Source organism: Corynebacterium macginleyi (assembly GCF_003688935.1).
Lineage (GTDB): Bacteria > Actinomycetota > Actinomycetes > Mycobacteriales > Mycobacteriaceae > Corynebacterium > Corynebacterium macginleyi.
Genome location: NZ_REGE01000019.1, coordinates 15,340 through 32,910, shown reverse-complemented (window position 1 = coordinate 32,910; position 17,571 = coordinate 15,340). Strand labels below are relative to the sequence as shown.

Annotated in this window: 15 protein-coding genes; 11 read left to right on the top strand and 4 right to left on the bottom strand. The window is 56.1% G+C overall.

All coding sequences use genetic code 11. The features are described from left to right. The first annotated feature begins 97 nt into the window (after positions 1-97). The 3 genes from D9V82_RS10120 to D9V82_RS10110 all read left to right on the top strand — a co-directional run bounded on the left by D9V82_RS10120 (position 98) and on the right by D9V82_RS10110 (position 1,295). Complete coding sequence (locus D9V82_RS10120; RefSeq protein ID WP_239088584.1) at positions 98-394, top strand: hypothetical protein; 297 nt, start codon at positions 98-100, stop codon at positions 392-394. Between the two features lie 144 nt (positions 395-538). After that, positions 539-994 (top strand): cb-type cytochrome C oxidase subunit IV, encoded by a 456-nt coding sequence (locus D9V82_RS10115; RefSeq protein ID WP_121912259.1) that lies wholly within the window; start codon positions 539-541, stop codon positions 992-994. Further along, positions 984-1,295, top strand: coding sequence for a transcriptional regulator (locus D9V82_RS10110; protein WP_121912258.1), 312 nt, complete (start codon positions 984-986; stop codon positions 1,293-1,295). The genes D9V82_RS10115 and D9V82_RS10110 overlap by 11 nt, the downstream gene beginning before the upstream one ends. On the opposite strand, the gene ilvD is transcribed toward D9V82_RS10110, so the two are convergent. Further along, complete coding sequence (gene ilvD / locus D9V82_RS10105; RefSeq protein WP_121912257.1) at positions 1,292-3,145, bottom strand: dihydroxy-acid dehydratase; 1,854 nt, start codon at positions 3,143-3,145, stop codon at positions 1,292-1,294. The two genes, D9V82_RS10110 and ilvD, sit on opposite strands and share 4 nt — an antisense overlap. Positions 3,146-3,197: 52 nt before the next feature. Next, positions 3,198-3,740, bottom strand: coding sequence for a PH domain-containing protein (locus D9V82_RS10100; RefSeq protein WP_121912256.1), 543 nt, complete (start codon positions 3,738-3,740; stop codon positions 3,198-3,200). A gap of 301 nt (positions 3,741-4,041) precedes the next feature. Here D9V82_RS10100 and D9V82_RS10095 point away from each other — a divergent pair, with 301 nt between their 5' ends. The 3 genes from D9V82_RS10095 to ilvC all read left to right on the top strand — a co-directional run bounded on the left by D9V82_RS10095 (position 4,042) and on the right by ilvC (position 7,526). Further along, on the top strand, positions 4,042-5,892 hold the full coding sequence (locus tag D9V82_RS10095; RefSeq protein WP_121912255.1) for an acetolactate synthase large subunit: 1,851 nt from the start codon (positions 4,042-4,044) through the stop codon (positions 5,890-5,892). 3 nt (positions 5,893-5,895) lie between these two features. Continuing rightward, positions 5,896-6,414 carry an acetolactate synthase small subunit gene (ilvN, locus tag D9V82_RS10090; protein WP_121912254.1) on the top strand — a complete coding sequence of 173 codons (519 nt, stop codon included), beginning with the start codon at positions 5,896-5,898 and terminating at the stop codon, positions 6,412-6,414. Positions 6,415-6,512: 98 nt separating this feature from the next. Then, positions 6,513-7,526, top strand: coding sequence for a ketol-acid reductoisomerase (ilvC, locus tag D9V82_RS10085; protein ID WP_121912253.1), 1,014 nt, complete (start codon positions 6,513-6,515; stop codon positions 7,524-7,526). A 579-nt stretch (positions 7,527-8,105) separates the two neighbouring features. Here ilvC and D9V82_RS10080 read toward each other — a convergent pair. Further along, entirely contained in the window at positions 8,106-8,672 is a 567-nt protein-coding gene (locus tag D9V82_RS10080; RefSeq protein WP_121912252.1) for a hypothetical protein, read from the bottom strand. Between the two features lie 879 nt (positions 8,673-9,551). On the opposite strand from D9V82_RS10080, the gene D9V82_RS10075 reads away from it, so the two are divergent. The 5 genes from D9V82_RS10075 to D9V82_RS10055 all read left to right on the top strand — a co-directional run bounded on the left by D9V82_RS10075 (position 9,552) and on the right by D9V82_RS10055 (position 15,991). Beyond that, a complete protein-coding gene (locus D9V82_RS10075; RefSeq protein WP_121912251.1) occupies positions 9,552-11,342 on the top strand; it encodes a GmrSD restriction endonuclease domain-containing protein in 1,791 nt (596 codons plus the stop codon). 10 nt (positions 11,343-11,352) lie between these two features. After that, positions 11,353-12,237 carry a hypothetical protein gene (locus D9V82_RS10070; protein ID WP_238995842.1) on the top strand — a complete coding sequence of 295 codons (885 nt, stop codon included), beginning with the start codon at positions 11,353-11,355 and terminating at the stop codon, positions 12,235-12,237. Positions 12,238-12,302: 65 nt separating this feature from the next. Then, the gene (serA, locus tag D9V82_RS10065; protein ID WP_121912249.1) at positions 12,303-13,889 is read left to right on the top strand and encodes a phosphoglycerate dehydrogenase; all 1,587 of its coding nucleotides are present in this window, start codon (positions 12,303-12,305) and stop codon (positions 13,887-13,889) included. Positions 13,890-14,022: 133 nt separating this feature from the next. Continuing rightward, positions 14,023-15,042 carry a 3-isopropylmalate dehydrogenase gene (locus D9V82_RS10060; protein ID WP_121912248.1) on the top strand — a complete coding sequence of 340 codons (1,020 nt, stop codon included), beginning with the start codon at positions 14,023-14,025 and terminating at the stop codon, positions 15,040-15,042. 136 nt (positions 15,043-15,178) lie between these two features. After that, on the top strand, positions 15,179-15,991 hold the full coding sequence (locus tag D9V82_RS10055; protein ID WP_183122425.1) for a fumarylacetoacetate hydrolase family protein: 813 nt from the start codon (positions 15,179-15,181) through the stop codon (positions 15,989-15,991). A 384-nt stretch (positions 15,992-16,375) separates the two neighbouring features. Here the strand turns inward: D9V82_RS10055 and D9V82_RS10050 are convergent, their stop codons facing one another. Further along, positions 16,376-17,479: an isochorismate synthase gene (locus D9V82_RS10050; RefSeq protein ID WP_121912246.1), complete on the bottom strand. Its 1,104-nt coding sequence runs from the start codon at positions 17,477-17,479 to the stop codon at positions 16,376-16,378. Positions 17,480-17,571 lie beyond the last annotated feature (92 nt).

Below are 17,571 nucleotides of genomic sequence, written 5' to 3'. Positions count from 1 at the left end.
AGGCTCCACCAAAGCCTGGGATATCGAACCCCGGTCGAGGTGGAAACCGAATTTTGGAAGAAGACCCCGCAACAGGGAATAATAGAAATCAAGGCAAATGCCTAGGAACAAAACTCGGGGCACTTCAGTTACCGGTTTCACCGCCTTGCACGAGCTGGCGCAATGGGGTGCCGGTTTACAGGTCTTTGACTGGTCAGACTCGGTATGGCTATCCCTGGTGCTGTTTGTTGTCGCGATTGGCCTGCAATTTACTGGCCCCGGTTTCATTTCCCTGGACTTTGGTCGCTCTTGGGCGCGGCGCCCGCTGGGCACGTCGTGGGTCTTTGCGGTGGTTGGTATCGCCATCCTGGTTGCCGTGTGGTTCTTTGGCGCGGCAGTAAACCCCATTGCTTAGCTCATTACTCGCTAATACCTGAGTGTATCCCCGCCGCACTCAATGCGGTGGGGATTTTTGCAGCCTTGCTTTCCGTGATGGAAAGTGAAAGAATTGCCGGAAAGGAAAGTAAAGGATGATGGATTTTTGAGATGGCGGTAGAAAATGGAAGATGAGCTAAAGAAGTCGCTTGAGTTTAATGACAGCCTGCAGGATAACGGCGCCGAGCGTAAGCGGCTTGTGCAAAATATCCTCCTAGTGATCGCGTTGGCAGCGTCTTATCTGGGGGTGAGCCTATTATCCGAGTTATTGCACCCGGTAGCGGTTCTCATTTTCTACTTTGTCCTTGTAGGGCTCATGGTGTGGGCGCATCTTCATCACCAGAGCAAGGTGCGGCCCAGCTATCGCCAGGATCCGTATTCACAGCCCAAGGCTGATAAAAAATACTATGCGGGGATGGCAGTAATGCTTTTCCCGATCTTTGTCCCTAACCTGCTGCGCGAGCACGCGTGGGCAATGGTAATCTTCGTCGTGGTGTGGGCAGCAGCAATGGTCTGGGCGCTGCAATCTCGCGCCTTGGACCTTGCAGCGAGGCAAGGAGCGGGCCGTAGTGCTCAGTGATATTGACCCCGTTATCTATCCGCTCAATCGCTTTAAGATTTGCGCAGTGTTAAACGCGCGCGGAGCCGTTGAAGGGCAGGTGCGCCGCGAAATGCGCTTCGCGGCGCTGCGGGAAGAGGTGGGGCAATCGGCCGCCACCTTATCCAAGCAGTTATCTGCCCTGGAAAAGGAAGGATATATTAGCCGATTCCGGGAGTACGGATCTTCCCGCGATAAGGACACTGTCTGGGTCATGCTCACTGCTACTGGCAAGTCCGCATTCGACGCCCACCTCGCGGCCATTCAGGAGATGGCGCGTTAGTTAACATAGCCGTCTACCACGCGTACCGCGCCGCGATCTGCGGAGGTCGCCATCGCGGCGTAGGCGCGCAGCGCCTTGGTGATGGGACGGTTGCGGTTGACCGGCGTCCACGGCTTTTCGCGCTGCTCTTGCGCGGCGCGGCGGCGCTCCAGTACCTCATCATCCACGTCGAGTGTGAGCTCGCGCTCGTGGATATTGATGGAGATGGTATCGCCATTCTCAATGAGCCCGATGAGTCCCTGGTGGGCGGCCTCGGGAGAAATATGGCCGATGGAAAGGCCGGAGGTGCCGCCGGAGAAGCGGCCGTCGGTAATCAAGGCGCAGGCCTTGCCCAATCCGGCGCCCTTGAGGAAAGACGTCGGGTGCAGCATCTCTTGCATGCCGGGGCCACCGGACGGGCCCTCGTAGCGAATGACGACGACATCGCCAGGCTGGACTTCTTTATTCAAGATGATGGATACGGCCTGCTCTTGGGACTCCACCACGCGGGCTGGGCCGGAGAAGGTCCACAGCTCTTCCTCTACGCCGGCCGCTTTGACGATTGCCCCGTCAGGTGCCAAATTACCGCGCAGGACCACCAGGCCACCGTCGGAAGAAAAGGCGTGGTCTGCGTCGTGAATGCAGCCATTGACCGCGTCTGTATCCAGTTCGTCCCACCGGTTGGACTGGGAGAAAGGTTCGGTCGTGCGCACTCCGCCAGGCGCTGCGTAATACAGTTCGCGGGCCTGATCGGTCACGCGGGGATTGCGGATATCCCAATCATCGAGCCACTGCTCCGCATTGTCATAAAGGGCGGTGTGCACCTTGAGATTAAGGTGGCCCGCGCGGCGAAGTTCGCCCAGGATGGCCGGAATGCCGCCGGCGCGGTGGACGTCCTCGATGTGGTAGGTTCCGTTGGGCGCAACCTTGGACAAGCATGGGACACGGTAGGAAATGTCATTAATGTCATCGAGCGTGAAGTCCACTTCGCCCTCTTGTGCTGCGGCAAGGGTGTGCAGGATCGTGTTGGTGGACCCGCCCATAGCCATATCGAGGGCCATGGCATTGATAAAGGCTTCCTTGGTGGCGATATTGCGCGGCAGGACGGACTCGTCCTCATCGCCGTAGTAGCGGCGGCACATATCCACGATGATGGAGCCGGCCTTTACGAAGAGGCCACGGCGAGCACTGTGGGTGGCGAGCGTGGTGCCATTGCCCGGAAGTGCCAATCCGAGTGCCTCGGTCAAGCAATTCATAGAGTTGGCAGTAAACATGCCGGAGCAGGACCCGCAGGTAGGGCAGGCAGATTCTTCTATCTGGGCCAAGCCGGAATCGGAAACCCTATCGTTCGCCGATGCGGTGATAGCAGTAATCAAGTCAGTGGGCGCATGGGCGACGCCATCGACCACGACTGCTTTACCGGCTTCCATCGGCCCGCCCGAGACGAAGATCGTGGGGATATTCAATCGCATCGCGGCATTGAGCATGCCCGGGGTGATTTTATCGCAGTTAGAGATACAGACGAGGGCATCCGCAGTATGCGCATTGGCCATGTACTCAATGGCATCCGAGATAATCTCGCGCGAGGGCAATGAGTACAACATGCCGCTGTGACCCATTGCAATACCGTCGTCGACGGCAATGGTGTTGAACTCCTTGGGTACGCCTCCGGCTGCGCGGACGGCTTCGGCGACGATATCGCCGACGTTTTTTAGGTGCACGTGGCCGGGAACGAACTGCGTATAAGAGTTGGCGATGGCCACGATGGGTTTGCCGAAGTCGTTTTCTTTGGTACCGGTAGCGCGCCACAAGGCACGCGCACCGGCGGCTTGGCGTCCGACGGTAGTTACTTTAGAACGCAGTGGGATCATGGTTTAAGTCACCATTCTTTATAGATTTTGCCAAATGGGGGATAAAAGAGATTTAGTTTTCTTCCGAATCTTTGAGCTCGGGGTGCTTTTCCAAGTATGCAGCATATTCCTCTTTACTTAAGAGGATGTGTTGCCCGTCGCGGTGCACGATGACGACCTTGTCATCGGCTGCTATACGGCCTTGGGTGAGGGCATCGGGAATGCGCCCGCGGGATGCTTCTGCTAAGCGTGGCAGTGAATTGAAGGTTACGCCAGGCAGGTTATGTTTCGCACCATTTTTTGTCTGCGCAAAAGATCGGGCACGTTGGAAGCCAATGCCGGCGAAATCATCCCATGCGATAGAGACATTTTTCCGGAACACATAAGTAATGGAGATGCCTTTCTCAGTCACTCGTGTGCGGGCCTTGATGACCCACCATAGGCCGATAACGGGGATGATGAGCAGCCACCCCAGGTATTTGGGCGCCCATCCAATGCTCAATAAGGCGATCGTGGACAAAATTAAAATGCCCAAAATGTGGTCGCGAGACGGAGTGAAGACCGCTTCCTGGGTGGCGGACTGACGAGGCTGTTGGTCCTGTGCTGGTGGGGTCATAGTCAGTCAGCCTAATTGACCATGCGGTGGGGAAGCGAACCATCTTTTCGCTGCGTTTCAACAAATGAGAAAGATTTCCCAAAAGGGGGTAACTACTTCCAAATATAAATCTATCGGTATATAGTTGGAAATATGATCATCATTCGACTTCAGGTGGTACGCGCGCGGCGGTGACTGCGACGTTTCCTGAATGTCGACGCTTTCGCCCCCGCAGACCACCGGCCCGCGGGGGTTTAGTTGTCACTAGGGCGTTTTCGATGATCACTTTCCATGACAGACCAACCCAAGGAGCACATACACCGTGGTAACGACATCCTCGCCCACGCCTGCTTCCGCGGCCGCTGCGACTACCACTGCGTCCGTGGAGCGAATGAGTGGGGCTCATGCTATTGTCCGCACGCTGGAAGATCTGGGTATCGATCTCGTATTCGGTATTCCCGGCGGTGCCGTGCTTCCGCTTTACGATGCACTGCATGGTTCGACCAAGCTTCGCCATGTCTTAACTCGTCACGAACAAGGGGCGGGACATGCCGCCGAGGGCTATGCGCAGGCATCTGGAAAGGTGGGTGTCTGTATTGCTACCTCCGGTCCCGGTGCGACGAACCTGGTTACCGCGCTTGCTGATGCCAACCTGGACTCCGTTCCCATCGTCGCCATCACCGGTCAGGTGGGCAGCAGTCTTTTAGGAACAGATGCCTTCCAAGAGGCGGATATCCGCGGCATCACCATGCCGATTACCAAGCACAACTACATCGTGACAGATCCTGCGGATATCCCCTCCACCATTTCGGCTGCCTTTCACTTGGCCTCCACTGGTCGGCCCGGTCCGGTGCTCGTTGATATTCCGAAAGACGTGCAAAATAGCTTTTTAGACTATCACTTTCCAGAAGCGCTTGACCTACAAGGTTATAAGCCGGTTACCAAGCCTCACCACCGGCAGGTTGCCCAAGCTGTGGAATTGATGGCGAGTGCGGAAAAGCCGGTGCTCTACGTTGGCGGGGGAGTCATTAAAGCCAATGCTTCCCAGGAGCTGCTGGAGTTTGCAGAGCTCACGAGAATCCCGGTGGTTACCACCTTGATGGCCCTCGGCTCTTTCCCAGACTCTCACCCGCAGCACCTGGGAATGCCGGGTATGCACGGCACGGTCCCAGCGGTTGCGGCCCTGCAGCGCGCAGACCTGATCATCGCCATCGGCGCTCGCTTCGATGACCGTGTGACCGGTGATACCGCCACATTCGCACCCAATGCGAAAGTCATCCATGCCGATATCGATCCAGCGGAGATCGGCAAGATTCGCGAGGTTGCGGTCCCTATCGTTGGCGATGCACAAAAATGCTTAACCGCGCTGAGTAAGGAGTACCGCAAAAAGGCTATACAGCCCGCGCCCAACGTAAAACAGTGGCTCGATTACCTGCGTGGCATGCAAGAGCGGTTCCCGCGCGGTTACGAGCCCACCGATGATGGTCTCTTGAACCCGCAATTTGTTTTAGAAAAACTCAGTCACACTGTCGGGTCAGAAGCAATCTACTGTGCGGGTGTGGGCCAGCATCAGATGTGGTCCGCGCAGTTCTTGGACTTTGAACACCCGCGTTCGTGGATCAACTCCGGTGGCGCGGGGACCATGGGCTATGCCGTTCCTGCCGCCTTGGGTGCTAAAGCAGCGTGCCCGGATAAGGAAGTCTGGGCCATCGACGGCGATGGTTGCTTTCAGATGACGAACCAGGAGCTTACCACCGCTGCTGTGGAAGGTTTTCCGTTTAAGGTTGCCATAATTAATAATGGCAACCTCGGAATGGTCCGGCAGTGGCAGACCTTGTTTTATAATCAGCATTACTCACACACCAAGCTGCGTGAAGAAGACGCCTTCACCCCGGACTTCGTCCGTTTGGCTGAAGCCCTCGGATGCGAGGCTATCCGGGTGACAAGTGAAGAAGAGGTCGTTCCAGCCATTAAACGCGCACAGGCAATTAATGATAAGCCGGTCGTTATTGATTTCATCGTTGGCCAAGATGCGCAAGTCTGGCCGATGATCGGCGGCGGTGCCTCCAATGAGGAAATCCAGTACGCCCGCGGCCTGCGCCCGCTTTTTGATGAAGCGCAATCCGCTGCGGAAACTCCGGCCGAGATCGACCACACCATGCAGGAGGCATAAACTATGGCGCAGAATGATGTAAATCGGCATACCTTGTCGGTACTAGTTGAGGATATTGAAAGCATCCTCGCCCGCGTGGTGGGAATGTTCAGCCGCCGCGGCTACAGCCTGGTGTCCTTGGTTTCGGCGCACACGGAAACTCCCGGAATTAACCGGCTGACCATTGTTGTAGATGCCTCTGAAGTAATTATTGAGCAGGTAACAAAACAGCTCAATAAGCTCGTTCCGGTCATCAAGGTCGTGGAGCTCAAGGAGGATTCTACCGTTGCCCGCGCCATCATGTTGGTAAAGGTGTCGGCCGATAATTCCAACCGTGCCCAGGTGGTGGATGCGGTTAATATCTTCCGTGCTCGCGTGGTGGACGTAGCAAAGGAATCAGTCGTTGTGGAGGCAACCGGTACGCCAGGCAAGCTCGCGGCGTTGATTGAAGTCCTCGAGCCCTTTGGCATTCGCGAACTTGTGCAATCAGGCCATGTGGCCTTGGGGCGCGGTCCAAAGGCGACAGCTCCCAAAAAGAAATAAAAATCTCACGATGTGAACACCGTATCCCGCTCAGTGGTATATACTTGGCGTTTGGATGCTTATGACAGCTTCTCCTACTAAAGAATTGAGGATTTGAAATGGCTATTGATACCTACTACGACGACGATGCTGACTTGTCGATCATTCAGGGCCGCAAGGTAGCAGTTATAGGCTACGGCTCCCAGGGTCACGCGCACTCACAGAACCTGCGCGATTCCGGCGTCGAAGTTATTATCGGCTTGCGCGAGGGATCTAAGTCTGCAGCCAAGGCAGAAGAGGCCGGGTTTGAGGTCAAGTCCGTCGCGGAGGCATCCAAGTGGGCCGACGTTATTATGTTGCTGGCTCCGGATACCTCCCAGAAAGAGATCTTCGAACAGCACATCGCCCCAAACCTGGAGGACGGCAATGCATTGCTGTTCGGCCACGGCCTGAATATCCACTTCAAGCTGATTGAGCCGTCCCCGTCCGTCACCGTCGGCATGGTCGCACCAAAGGGCCCGGGCCATCTGGTCCGCCGCCAGTTTGTTGATGGCAAGGGCGTTCCTTGCTTGATCGCCACAGATCAGGACCCGCACAACGAGGGCCATGAACTGACCCTTTCTTATGCCGCTGCAATCGGTGGCGCTCGCGCCGGTGTTATCCCCACCACCTTCGAAGCAGAAACGGTCACCGACCTCTTTGGTGAGCAGGCCGTGCTCTGTGGCGGTGCTGAGTTCCTCATCCGCAGCGGTTTCGAGGTTCTTACCGAGGCTGGCTATGAGCCAGAGATGGCGTATTTCGAGGTCCTGCACGAGATGAAGCTCATTGTGGACCTCATGTTTGAGGGTGGCATTGCCAATATGAACTATTCGGTCTCTGATACCGCTGAGTTCGGCGGTTATATCTCCGGCCCACGCATTATCAACGCCGATACCAAGCAGCGCATGAAAGACGTTCTGTCTGATATTCAGGATGGCACCTTTACCAAGCGCTTGCTTGACAACGTTGAAGGTGGAAACAAGGAACTGGAGGATCTGCGCGATGAATTTGCGCAGCACGAGATCGAAAAAACTGGATCTAAGCTGCGCGATCTTATGAGTTGGGTGAAAAACCCTCTCAGCGAAACGGCTTAAAAACGGCCCGTATGCGCCCTCACTGACCAACTGTAAGGGCGCGGATCCCGCAAAATTCCCGCGAGAAATCGCCGCGTCAATCCACGCCGTTACACGGTCATTAGACCCCGTCAGTACATGCGTATACACCTTTAGCAGGGTGTCGACCGAGTGCCCCAGCTCCCGAGTGACATCCGCACTGGAACGGTCGCATTGAAAGGCCTTTGCGTGAGCAAGTGTCGCGGTGCATGGGAGTGCACAAACTTTTACTCTCATGCACCGCGGCACACTGCACTGCGACTGCGTTACAAGAATGAATAATCGGTGGCCTGGGCCGTGGCACGGACGAATGGTCGCCGTGGCCCCGCCCGCGGACAAACCTCCCAGCCACTGGGCCTAACGCTTTATCAATCGTCAGGCCACGCCTCAGTGGGGCTGTATTCACCTCCAGCCGGTCCTTCCCGAACATTATTTTTGTTGGTCAGGGTGGGGAGAGGCTTTAAGTGCCACTTTCGGGCCCTTGTGCTGGAGTTGAGAAGCCCCCCTCGTAGTTCAGCAGTGTCCTAGAGACTGAGCTGAATGAGGGGGTCTTTTCTGTGACTATTTTCCTTCCAAATTGAACGTATAGCGGTCAATTGTGATCTGCTTAAGTCCCTGTGGTACCTCATAGGCACCATAGATGCGCTTCTTTTCGCCATTGTTAATGGTGGTGGTCCAGGTTTCGTGACCGTCATCTGCATCACGGCAATCAACTGCTGGCAGTGCGGGTTGGGTGTACCCGTCTTCGTCGCTGAACTCAGGGTCTTCGAGTTGTACCGAGTCCTTGCCGCCGTCGCTAGCGACTTTTTTAGCGTCGACTTCCGCTGTGATCTGGAGGTACTGAGCGCCCTCTAGGTCATAAGGCTGATCGGCGTAATTGTGGGTGCCGTATTTGCATTCCTCGCCAAGGGTAATGTCGGTGACCTTGAAAGTCACGTCATCGGAGGCATTGGAACCGAGCTGGAGTTCTTCGCCAATTTCACGTTCTTCCTCTGCGCTTTCGGTCGGGGCTGCGGAGGTTGTCTCTGACGCCTTTGCCTCGGTGGAGGGGGTGTTGTCCGGCTCAGCATCATTGCTGCACGCGGTCAGTGCGAGGGGGATAGCCAGGATTGGAAGGAGCTTTTTCATGTTGCTTTCCTTTCGCATAGAGATTGCCAAGTTGTCAGGACTTTAACCGTCACCCCTAGTTCCTTTCGGTGGGTGACCCGGTGTGGTCCATAGGTCGATTCTACTGCCGCGCACTGATCGGGGGGAAATGAGTACGCGTGCTGCCGAGAAACGTCCTGCGCGGGGGTCGTGGAAATCAGACCGGCTGGGTGGGTCACCGTAGGGGGTGTGGCGGCCTGATGAGCCAGCGAGGCCAGTGCCGCTACAGCCGACCCTCAAAGGGTGACGAGGCTGGCCAAGGTAGGCACTATGCAGGGGGTCGAACTAAACACATTTCTTTTTCTCTAATGCCCAGAGGCCATAAACGGCGACCTGAAGGGCACAAGATGATGGGGCGGCCTATACAGAGAGGGTGATGTTCCTGTTTACTTGTTTGGCACACCTCGCGGACTGCTTCCGAATCCAATGTCTGGATTTTGGTGCCGAACTTTGTCACGATTACGAACAGCTCATCATCAGGCTCGGGAACTTCCGGTCTTTCTGAATCTTCTAAGGCGTGGAAACCTCTGGTGAGCTTGACGTCTGTTGGTGACGAGTCAGCTCCGTGATCACCTGGGACGTCGTGAAAATCACGGACCATACCGTAATCATCCACAGATTCATGCGGGCCAGACACTGCGGGCATCCACGCGGTGAGGGGGTGCCCGTCTAAGTGACTATTCTGCGGCACGGGTTAGCTGGTTCAACTCAACGAAAGCGTCTACAGAGCTGATATTGAAATCAAAGAGCATAGTGATTAGGTCTATCTTCGGATAGGCTGGTTTCTGCTGCTTTGCCGTCGCGGAATCCAACGCTAAGTCTGTGAGGTATCGAGCGGTCGTTGCGGGTAGTATTGCCCCTATGGGTTTTACGACGCCGAGCTATGACCTCAAGGACCTTTTTTCGCGGATCGACCGGGGCGATATACAGCTTCCTGACTTCCAGCGTAGCTATGCCTGGGATGAAGACCGCATCCGTGCACTTATTGTTACAGTGCTGCGTGGATATCCAATAGGTGCGTTGATGGCCCTGGATACCCGCAACGAAAAGATGCGTTTCCGCCCCCGAGCTTTGGCGGGTGCGCCAGAGGCCGGGGTCGAACCCGGATTGCTCCTTCTGGACGGACAACAACGCCTTACCAGCCTATACCACTGCTTTAATGGCGAGGGTTTTGTCAAGACTACAGACTTTCGAAAAAAGAAGGTTCACCGCCGCTTTTTTATCGATGTCCGCGCCGCGGTAAGCGGAGATTTGCTTGCCGATGATGCTATTTTCGCCGTAGACCACAATGGCGAGATCTGCTCGCACTTTGGCCCCAACATTGACGGTGCTATCACCTCCCGCCAGGATGGGCTGGATAATATGTGTATCCCCGTGGCTTCCTTATTGAGCGAAGAGGGCACCCGCATGCTTTTCGAGCTTGCCGCAACATACGAGCAGTACAGCGCCGAGCTTGCTGCGTTCAATAACCGCATCCTGCGCCCTTTGGCGGGCTATGACATTCCGATGATCCGGCTGTCCCGTGAAACGGAGCGCTCCGGAATCGGCTCTATTTTTGCTCAGGCGAATTCTGCTGGTCTGCAGATGGATGTCTTCGATTTGCTCACTGCCGTCTTTGCCTCCGAAGAACCGACATTTCACCTTGCTAACGATTGGCAGCAGGTGGAAAAGGATTTGCGGGAATCTCCCGCACTCGATGGCATAGGCCGGAATGAATTCCTTTCCGCGGTATCCCTCTTGGTAACAGGGGAGAAAGGTAGTGCCGGCGGCCAACGCGAAGACATCCTCAAGCTGTCCCTATCCGAGTACAAGGCGGCCGCTCACGACCTGCGCATTACCTTCCACGAAGTAGCCGAATTCTTGGCACAGCGCCGCATTTTAAGCCTCGATCAGGTCCCATATACGGAGCAGATCGTGCCTTTGGCCGTCATCATCGCGCGCCTGGCCAAACGGCCCGGAGCTCTTTCCAGCCAGCAGGCATGGGATCGCATCGACCAGTGGTTCTGGTGCGGTGTCTTCGGTGAGCTTTATGGTTCTTCTGCGGTCCCATTGCGCGCTGCCCGTGACGTGGATGAAGTGACCGAGTGGGTTGCTGGGGATACTGATGACATTCCCAAGACGATCTCGGATGCAGGATTCCGCGAATCCCGCCTGTTCTCGGTTGATGAAAATGATGGCGTATGGCACGGAATCTTTGCCCTGCTCATGGCCCGTGGTGCGAAAGATTGGCGGACGGGTAACGAATTTACTCGCCACACTTTTGAAGAACTCAAGCCAGGATTTTTCCCGGTATTCCCACTGAACTGGTGCCAGCGCCACGGGGTGGAACCGGTTTTAGCCCATTCGGTCATGAACTTCACCCCGATGGGAAAGCGAACCGAGGTCGTCCTCGACGGATTCGCGCCAAACCGCTACCTGCCACGTGTGCAATCCAAGTCCATCATGGAAGACGATGAATTTGATGCCGTCTTGGCATCGCACGATCTTGATGTCGCTAACTTACGGGAATCCAAAATTCACGAGTTTTTGACGGATCGCCGCCATCGCTTCGTGGATCTTGTGGAAGAAACCTTGGGGATTCCCGTCATTCGAGATGTCGATGAAGCAAACCTAACCGGGGGTGAAGAGGGGCCGCATGCATTCGGCCGCTAAGACTTATCGGGTGGCTGCAGCATTTATCGCTGCCTGTCTCGTGCTCGTTGGCTGTGGTGAAGTCTTGCAGCAGCCCAAATTAGTCAAGCGCGGACTCTCAGATGTCGCTGAGTCCGATGTTGATCTGGAACGCGCCAAGTCAGAAAATCACAACCGCCTTGTCGATCCTAAATTCGCTGGCAAGCTAGAAATCATCGACGATTCGAGTGGCATTGCCGCCGCCCGCACCTTCTTCGATGATTCAGAGTCGATGGTACTCTTTGCCCCCGATGATAAATCCAGGTTGCGCGCAGCAACGCTGGCGATTAACCAACACTTGCCGGCTGTAGAATTTGAACCCTCGCGGCGCGGTAAAATACTTAACCTGATAGGTGACTTGGAAGTAAAACGGCTCGTCATCGTGGGCGATATTCCGTGGACGCAATCCAGTGGCGAATTTACCGTTATCAAAGACCCGGGAACGCACCAAGCGCTAGGCGATTTTACAGCTTTTCAGTACGAGTCCAAGGTGGTCGCTTCGCCGGAACAGATAGTCAAAGACATCGCGCGGCTGGATAAAACGCCCTACGTTGAGTTACGTCCCGCCTGGATTGCTTATGAGGGTGAGGCCGACGACCAAGGGAAAAAAGTACCTTCGGTCCCGGCGCAGTCGCGGCGCGATGGCCAGATGGCACCCAATATTGTGGCAACCGCGGAAAGCCCGGTAGCCAATGTCATTACTGCGGCTGCGTACGGTGGCTCGGTATTGGTTATGCCGACGGCAGATCCACTGGAAGATAAGCGGGGTATGGCCATGGTGGCCGGGCTCGACGAGGGCTCATTGATCGCTTTGGGCCCGGAATTCGGTCAAGTGAAAGAATTTAAGGAAAAAATAAGGCAGGGCACACCAAACTGAACTACACTTCCTTCACACACGATGATTGTCGCGAAACGTGCAACGAAAATGAAACGAAGGATGATATGTCGAAGCCGGTAGTTCTTATCGCCGATAAATTAGCTCAATCCACAGTGGCGGCGCTGGGGGATTCCGTCGAGGTGCGCTGGGTAGATGGCCCGAATCGCAAGGAATTGCTTGCTGCGGTTCCAGAGGCAGATGCGATGTTAGTACGGTCTGCCACGACGGTCGATGCCGAGGTTTTAGAAGCCGCGCCGAAGCTCAAGATTGTAGGTCGAGCGGGCGTGGGCTTGGATAACGTGGATATCGAAACTGCCACCAACAAGGGTGTCATGGTGGTTAACGCTCCTACCTCTAATATCCACTCTGCTTGTGAGCAGGCAATTGCTTTGCTGTTGGCCACTGCCCGCCAGCTTCCTGCAGCGGATCGGTCCTTGCGCGAGGGTGAGTGGAAGCGCTCTTCCTTCAAAGGCGTGGAGATCTACGGCAAAACTATGGGCATTGTCGGCTTCGGCCACATCGGCCAGCTCTTTGCCCAGCGGCTAAGCGCTTTTGAAGCGAAGATTATTGCCCACGATCCCTATGCCAATCCGGCGCGTGCAGCAGCCCTTGGCGTGGAATTGGTCGGTCTGGAAGAATTGATGGCACGGGCGGATTTTGTGACCATTCACCTGCCTAAGACGCCGGAAACCGCTGGAATGTTCAATGCGGAGCTTCTGGCTAAGGCCAAGGAGGGCCAGATTTTGATCAACGCCGCTCGCGGCGGCCTCGTGGATGAGCAGGCTTTGGCAGATTCTATTACCGCAGGGCACCACCGCGGTGCGGGTTTTGACGTGTATTCCACGGAGCCGTGCACGGATTCCCCACTCTTTAAGCTGCCTCAGGTCACGGTATCGCCGCACCTAGGTGCGTCCACTGTGGAGGCGCAAGATCGCGCTGGTACTGATGTCGCCGCATCGGTGCTTAAAGCCCTGGCCGGCGAGTTTGTTCCTGATGCGGTTAACGTCTCCGGCGGCACGGTGGGAGAAGAGGTCGCCGGTTGGCTTGATTTGGCCCGCAAACTGGGGCTTACGGCTGGCCGCCTGCTTGACCAGGCTCCCGTCGCTGTGGAGGTTGAAGCCTGTGGCGAGCTGTCTACTGAGAATGTGGACGTGTTGGGTCTGTCCGCCGTCCGCGGCCTGTTTAGCGGTGTGACCTCAGAGCCGGTTACCTTTGTTAACGCGATGCAGATTGCCGAAAGCCGCGGGGTTGAAGTTTCGGTTTCTACCAATCCAGAGTCCAAGGGACACCGCTCGTCTTTGCAAGTTACGGTTATTAGCGCTGAGGGCGTGACCTCCTCACTAACCGGAGCGCTCATCGGTATCGACGGAACCGAAAAGTTTGTGCGTATCAATGATCGTGGCGTGGATATGCGGGCCGAGGGCCGCAACCTATTCCTCCGGTATGCTGATGCTCCAGGCGCGCTGGGTACCGTGGGTACCAAGCTAGGTGCAGCGGGTATCAATATCATCGCTGCGGCTTTGACGCAGGGCAAGCAGGAATCGGATGCTGTGCTTATCTTGCGTGTGGAGTCCGAGGTACCAGACTCTCTCATCGAGGAAATTAACTCGGCCCTTGGCGCTACGTGTCAACAATTCGACATGGATGAATAATTTCAGAGCGGGCTAGGCGGCTCGCCGAACCGCGTACTCGATCCCGTCTATTGCACAGATTTATCCTGCAATGGGCGGGTTTCTTTTGGTAGGCTGATTCTCAATCCACTATGTGAGAAAGGAATCCTATCCAATGAAATTGGCGGTTATTGGCGGAGATGGCATTGGTCCGGAAGTAACAGCGGAAGCCTTGAAGGTGCTGCGTCAGGTGCGAAGCGATATAGAGACCACTGATTATGATCTGGGTGCGCGGCGCTACCTGCGCAATGGCGAGCTCTTAACGGATGCAGACTTAGCTAGCTTGCGCGAACACGACGCCATTTTGCTGGGTGCCATTGGTGCCCCAGGTGAGGTTCCCCCTGGCGTCTTAGAGCGCGGCCTCTTATTGAAGATGCGTTTTGCTTTGGATCACCACGTGAACCTGCGCCCCTCCATCTTGTACCCTACGGCCCGCTCGCCGCTGGCTAATCCGGGCGATATTGACTTCGTCGTGGTACGGGAAGGCACTGAGGGTTTGTACTGCGGAAATGGTGGCACGCTGCGGGAAGGGACTCCGCACGAGGTAGCCAGTGAGGTGTCACAAAATACCCGTTTTGGGGTGGAGCGCGTGGTGCGAGATTCTTTCGAGCGGGCATCGCAGCGCCGTAATCGCCTGACCTTGGTGCATAAAACCAATGTCCTCGTCAACGCCGGCGATCTGTGGCACCGCACGGTAGAAGAAGTGGCTGCAGAATACCCGCAGGTGAAGGTGGATTATAATCACATCGATGCCGCGACCATTTACATGGTTACGGATCCCTCCCGGTACGATGTCATCGTCACAGATAACCTTTTCGGTGACATCTTAACGGATTTAGCCGGCGCAATCACCGGTGGAATAGGGCTGGCTGCTTCCGGCAATATCGATGCCTCGGGCAAGAATCCTTCCATGTTTGAGCCGGTTCACGGCTCGGCGCCAGATATTGCCGGAAAAGGCATCGCGGATCCAACCGCGGCTATCTTGTCGGCGGCAATGCTCTTGCGACATTTAGGCGATGAAGCCAATGCGCAGAAGATTGAAAAATCGGTCGCGGAGGATATCGCACAGCGCGGCGATGCCCCGATCAAAACGATTGAGGTAGGAGACCGCATCGCAAAGAGTCTCTTAACTTAAATATGCGGAATCTTGGGTGCTAATACGACGTCCGCATTCAGTGGTGGCGTCAGCTTGGGGGAGATGAATAATTGTGCAAATTAACACCGCAAACTATGCACACATGTAAGGGCTACCGTTTAGTAGGATGGCCGTTATGCGTTTAGGACGAATTGCACACCCAGAAGGAATATGCTTTGCCATCATTGACGGGCCACAAGACTCCCCGATAGAGGAACTTGTAGCTAAAGAAATCGCCGGCACGCCGTTTACCCCGCCGGAGCGCACCGGCCGCGAATGGAAGCTCGGTGAGGTGCGCCTCCTGGCACCGACCCTACCCACCAAAGTGGTAGCACTCGGCCGTAACTATGCCGATCACGTGGAGGAGGTATTTAAAAAATCCTCCGAACAGCTACCACCAACGATTTTCTTGAAACCATCAACCGCGGTCATTGGTCCCAATGAGGCCATCAAGATTCCCGATTATGCCACCAATGTGGAATTTGAGGGAGAGTTGGCCGTGGTTATTTCCAGGCCTTCGAAGAATATCAAGTCTGAAAACTGGAAGAACCACGTTCTGGGCTATACCATCTGTAACGATGTTTCCTCCCGCGACTTGCAGTTTAAGGATGGCCAGTGGGCGCGCGCTAAAGGTATTGATACTTTCTGCCCGCTGGGCCCGTGGATTGAAACGGACTTGGACAGCTTGAACCTCGACGATCAGAAGATCAATGCATACCTGACCCACGATGGTTTCCGGGAGCAGAAGCAGGATTCCAATACGGATCAGATGATTGTCAAGATGGGCGACATCTTAGAAGAGATTTCTGCCGCGTATACTTTGCTGCCGGGCGATGTTATCACTACCGGTTCACCTGCAGGGACCGCCCCGATGGTGCCGGGCGACACTATTGAAATTGAGATTCCAGGGGTTGGCACTTTGCGCAATTCCATCGCCAGGGCGCGGTAGTTTCACACCAAAGCAGCTACCGCTGGTGCGGCACTGCTACAAGCAAGTCGGCGCATCGGAGCATTCACATAAAGAAGGCCGCTGATATCTGCCGAGCGTGCACGAGACGGAGGAGCGCTATCGCTCCTTTGCGCGGGCGTGGCCAGGGAAACCGAAGGGCACTCCAGTGGAGTATGTTAGCAACCTCCCAATCTCTACTACACTCGATATTGGTTGCGGGTAAGGCGCGGATAACCAGAGGCTGCAGCAACGTGGCTGGCAGGTGCGTGGTATCGATCTTGCACCCATAGCCGTGGTGCGGATGAGGGGGTGCGGGCGTCGTGCTGAGGTTGCCCTGCCGGTGAACAGGCCCTTGCAGCAAAGAGGCGCTAAACCGCGCCACGCTTAAACGCTGAGCGCCCGGAGGATGGTTTGCAGTTTCGCAGTCGTTTCTTCCAGCTCGGCTTGGGCATTGGAGGCACCGACCACGCCGCCGCCGGCCCATGCGCGGGCGGAGAGTCCATCGCCTGCAACTTCCGCGCAACGAATGGCCACCATGTATTCCCCATCGCCGGAGTTATCGCACCAACCGATGGTGCCGGCATAGAAGCCGCGGTCGGTTTCGGCGGTCTCGATGAGCGCCCGCGCTGCTTCCGTCGGCGTGCCGCAGATGGCGGGGGTCGGGTGCACCGCTAACGCTAATTCCAGAGCGGTGAGGTTTTTATAACGTAAGGTGCCTGCGACCGGCGTGCCCAAGTGCCACATCTCATTGGTATGCAGTAGCTGCGGGGTATCAGGGATATCGAGGCTGCTGCACAGCGGCTCTAACACCCTGCGCAGGTGTTCAACCACAAAGGAATGCTCAAGCAGATCCTTGGCAGAATGCAAGAGGTCCTGGCCAGCGATATGGTCTGCTGACTTATTGGCTCGGCGTGGTGTGGAGCCAGCCAGTGGGAAGGCAGACACGGTTGAGCCTTGGCGCTTGATCAGCACCTCCGGCGAGGAACCGACCAGCATGGCCCCTGGGCGGCCCGCAGGGGAGAGGTCCGCAATGAAGCCGTCGCGGTTGACGGAAAGATCGATAAGGCGCGCGGCCACTAGCCGGGGATCGATGGGGGAGGAAAATTCGATATCGACCGCCCGCGCTAGAACTACCTTTTCCAGCTTGGAGGTTTCGATGGTGCCGATGGCCGCCTCTACGCGGCGTAGGTGTTCTTCGGGCTCTGGGTCAAAGCCCACGATGCAGGAATTGAGCGTTTGGTTGCGGTAGAACGCGTGTGGCTCGAGTGGGCCGTCTTCTCGGATGATTGACTCCGGAACGGTGAGGGCGGCGGGGGTATCGGAGTCAAAGGGGATGGCGCCTACGACCATGTCGGTGTTGCCTCGGCGCAAGGCATCAACCGCGGCTTCGGCACTGGTGAAGGTTGCCCGCGCACCTTGGGTACGGACAGACCCCGTTGCTCGGGAGAGCAAGAAATCGGGGGCGGTGCTTGGTCTGTCTTCGTGCATGGGGATCTAGCTTAGTGTCTCGTTGAAAGTCGGTAGAAATTACCCTCCGGCAAGTGTATGGGAATCCGCCGACGTAATTAATGCAGCTCCGT

What these genes read in the sequence shown, in the direction of transcription:
- D9V82_RS10100 (WP_121912256.1), bottom strand. Translation starts at nt 3,740, where the DNA reads ATGACCCCACCAGCACAGGACCAACAGCCTCGTCAGTCCGCCACCCAG.
- D9V82_RS10075 (WP_121912251.1), top strand. Translation starts at nt 9,552, where the DNA reads ATGGGTTTTACGACGCCGAGCTATGACCTCAAGGACCTTTTTTCGCGG.
- ilvD (WP_121912257.1), bottom strand. Translation starts at nt 3,145, where the DNA reads ATGATCCCACTGCGTTCTAAAGTAACTACCGTCGGACGCCAAGCCGCC.
- D9V82_RS10055 (WP_183122425.1), top strand. Translation starts at nt 15,179, where the DNA reads ATGCGTTTAGGACGAATTGCACACCCAGAAGGAATATGCTTTGCCATC.
- D9V82_RS10115 (WP_121912259.1), top strand. Translation starts at nt 539, where the DNA reads ATGGAAGATGAGCTAAAGAAGTCGCTTGAGTTTAATGACAGCCTGCAG.
- ilvN (WP_121912254.1), top strand. Translation starts at nt 5,896, where the DNA reads ATGGCGCAGAATGATGTAAATCGGCATACCTTGTCGGTACTAGTTGAG.
- D9V82_RS10060 (WP_121912248.1), top strand. Translation starts at nt 14,023, where the DNA reads ATGAAATTGGCGGTTATTGGCGGAGATGGCATTGGTCCGGAAGTAACA.
- serA (WP_121912249.1), top strand. Translation starts at nt 12,303, where the DNA reads ATGTCGAAGCCGGTAGTTCTTATCGCCGATAAATTAGCTCAATCCACA.
- D9V82_RS10050 (WP_121912246.1), bottom strand. Translation starts at nt 17,479, where the DNA reads ATGCACGAAGACAGACCAAGCACCGCCCCCGATTTCTTGCTCTCCCGA.
- ilvC (WP_121912253.1), top strand. Translation starts at nt 6,513, where the DNA reads ATGGCTATTGATACCTACTACGACGACGATGCTGACTTGTCGATCATT.
- D9V82_RS10080 (WP_121912252.1), bottom strand. Translation starts at nt 8,672, where the DNA reads ATGAAAAAGCTCCTTCCAATCCTGGCTATCCCCCTCGCACTGACCGCG.
- D9V82_RS10120 (WP_239088584.1), top strand. Translation starts at nt 98, where the DNA reads ATGCCTAGGAACAAAACTCGGGGCACTTCAGTTACCGGTTTCACCGCC.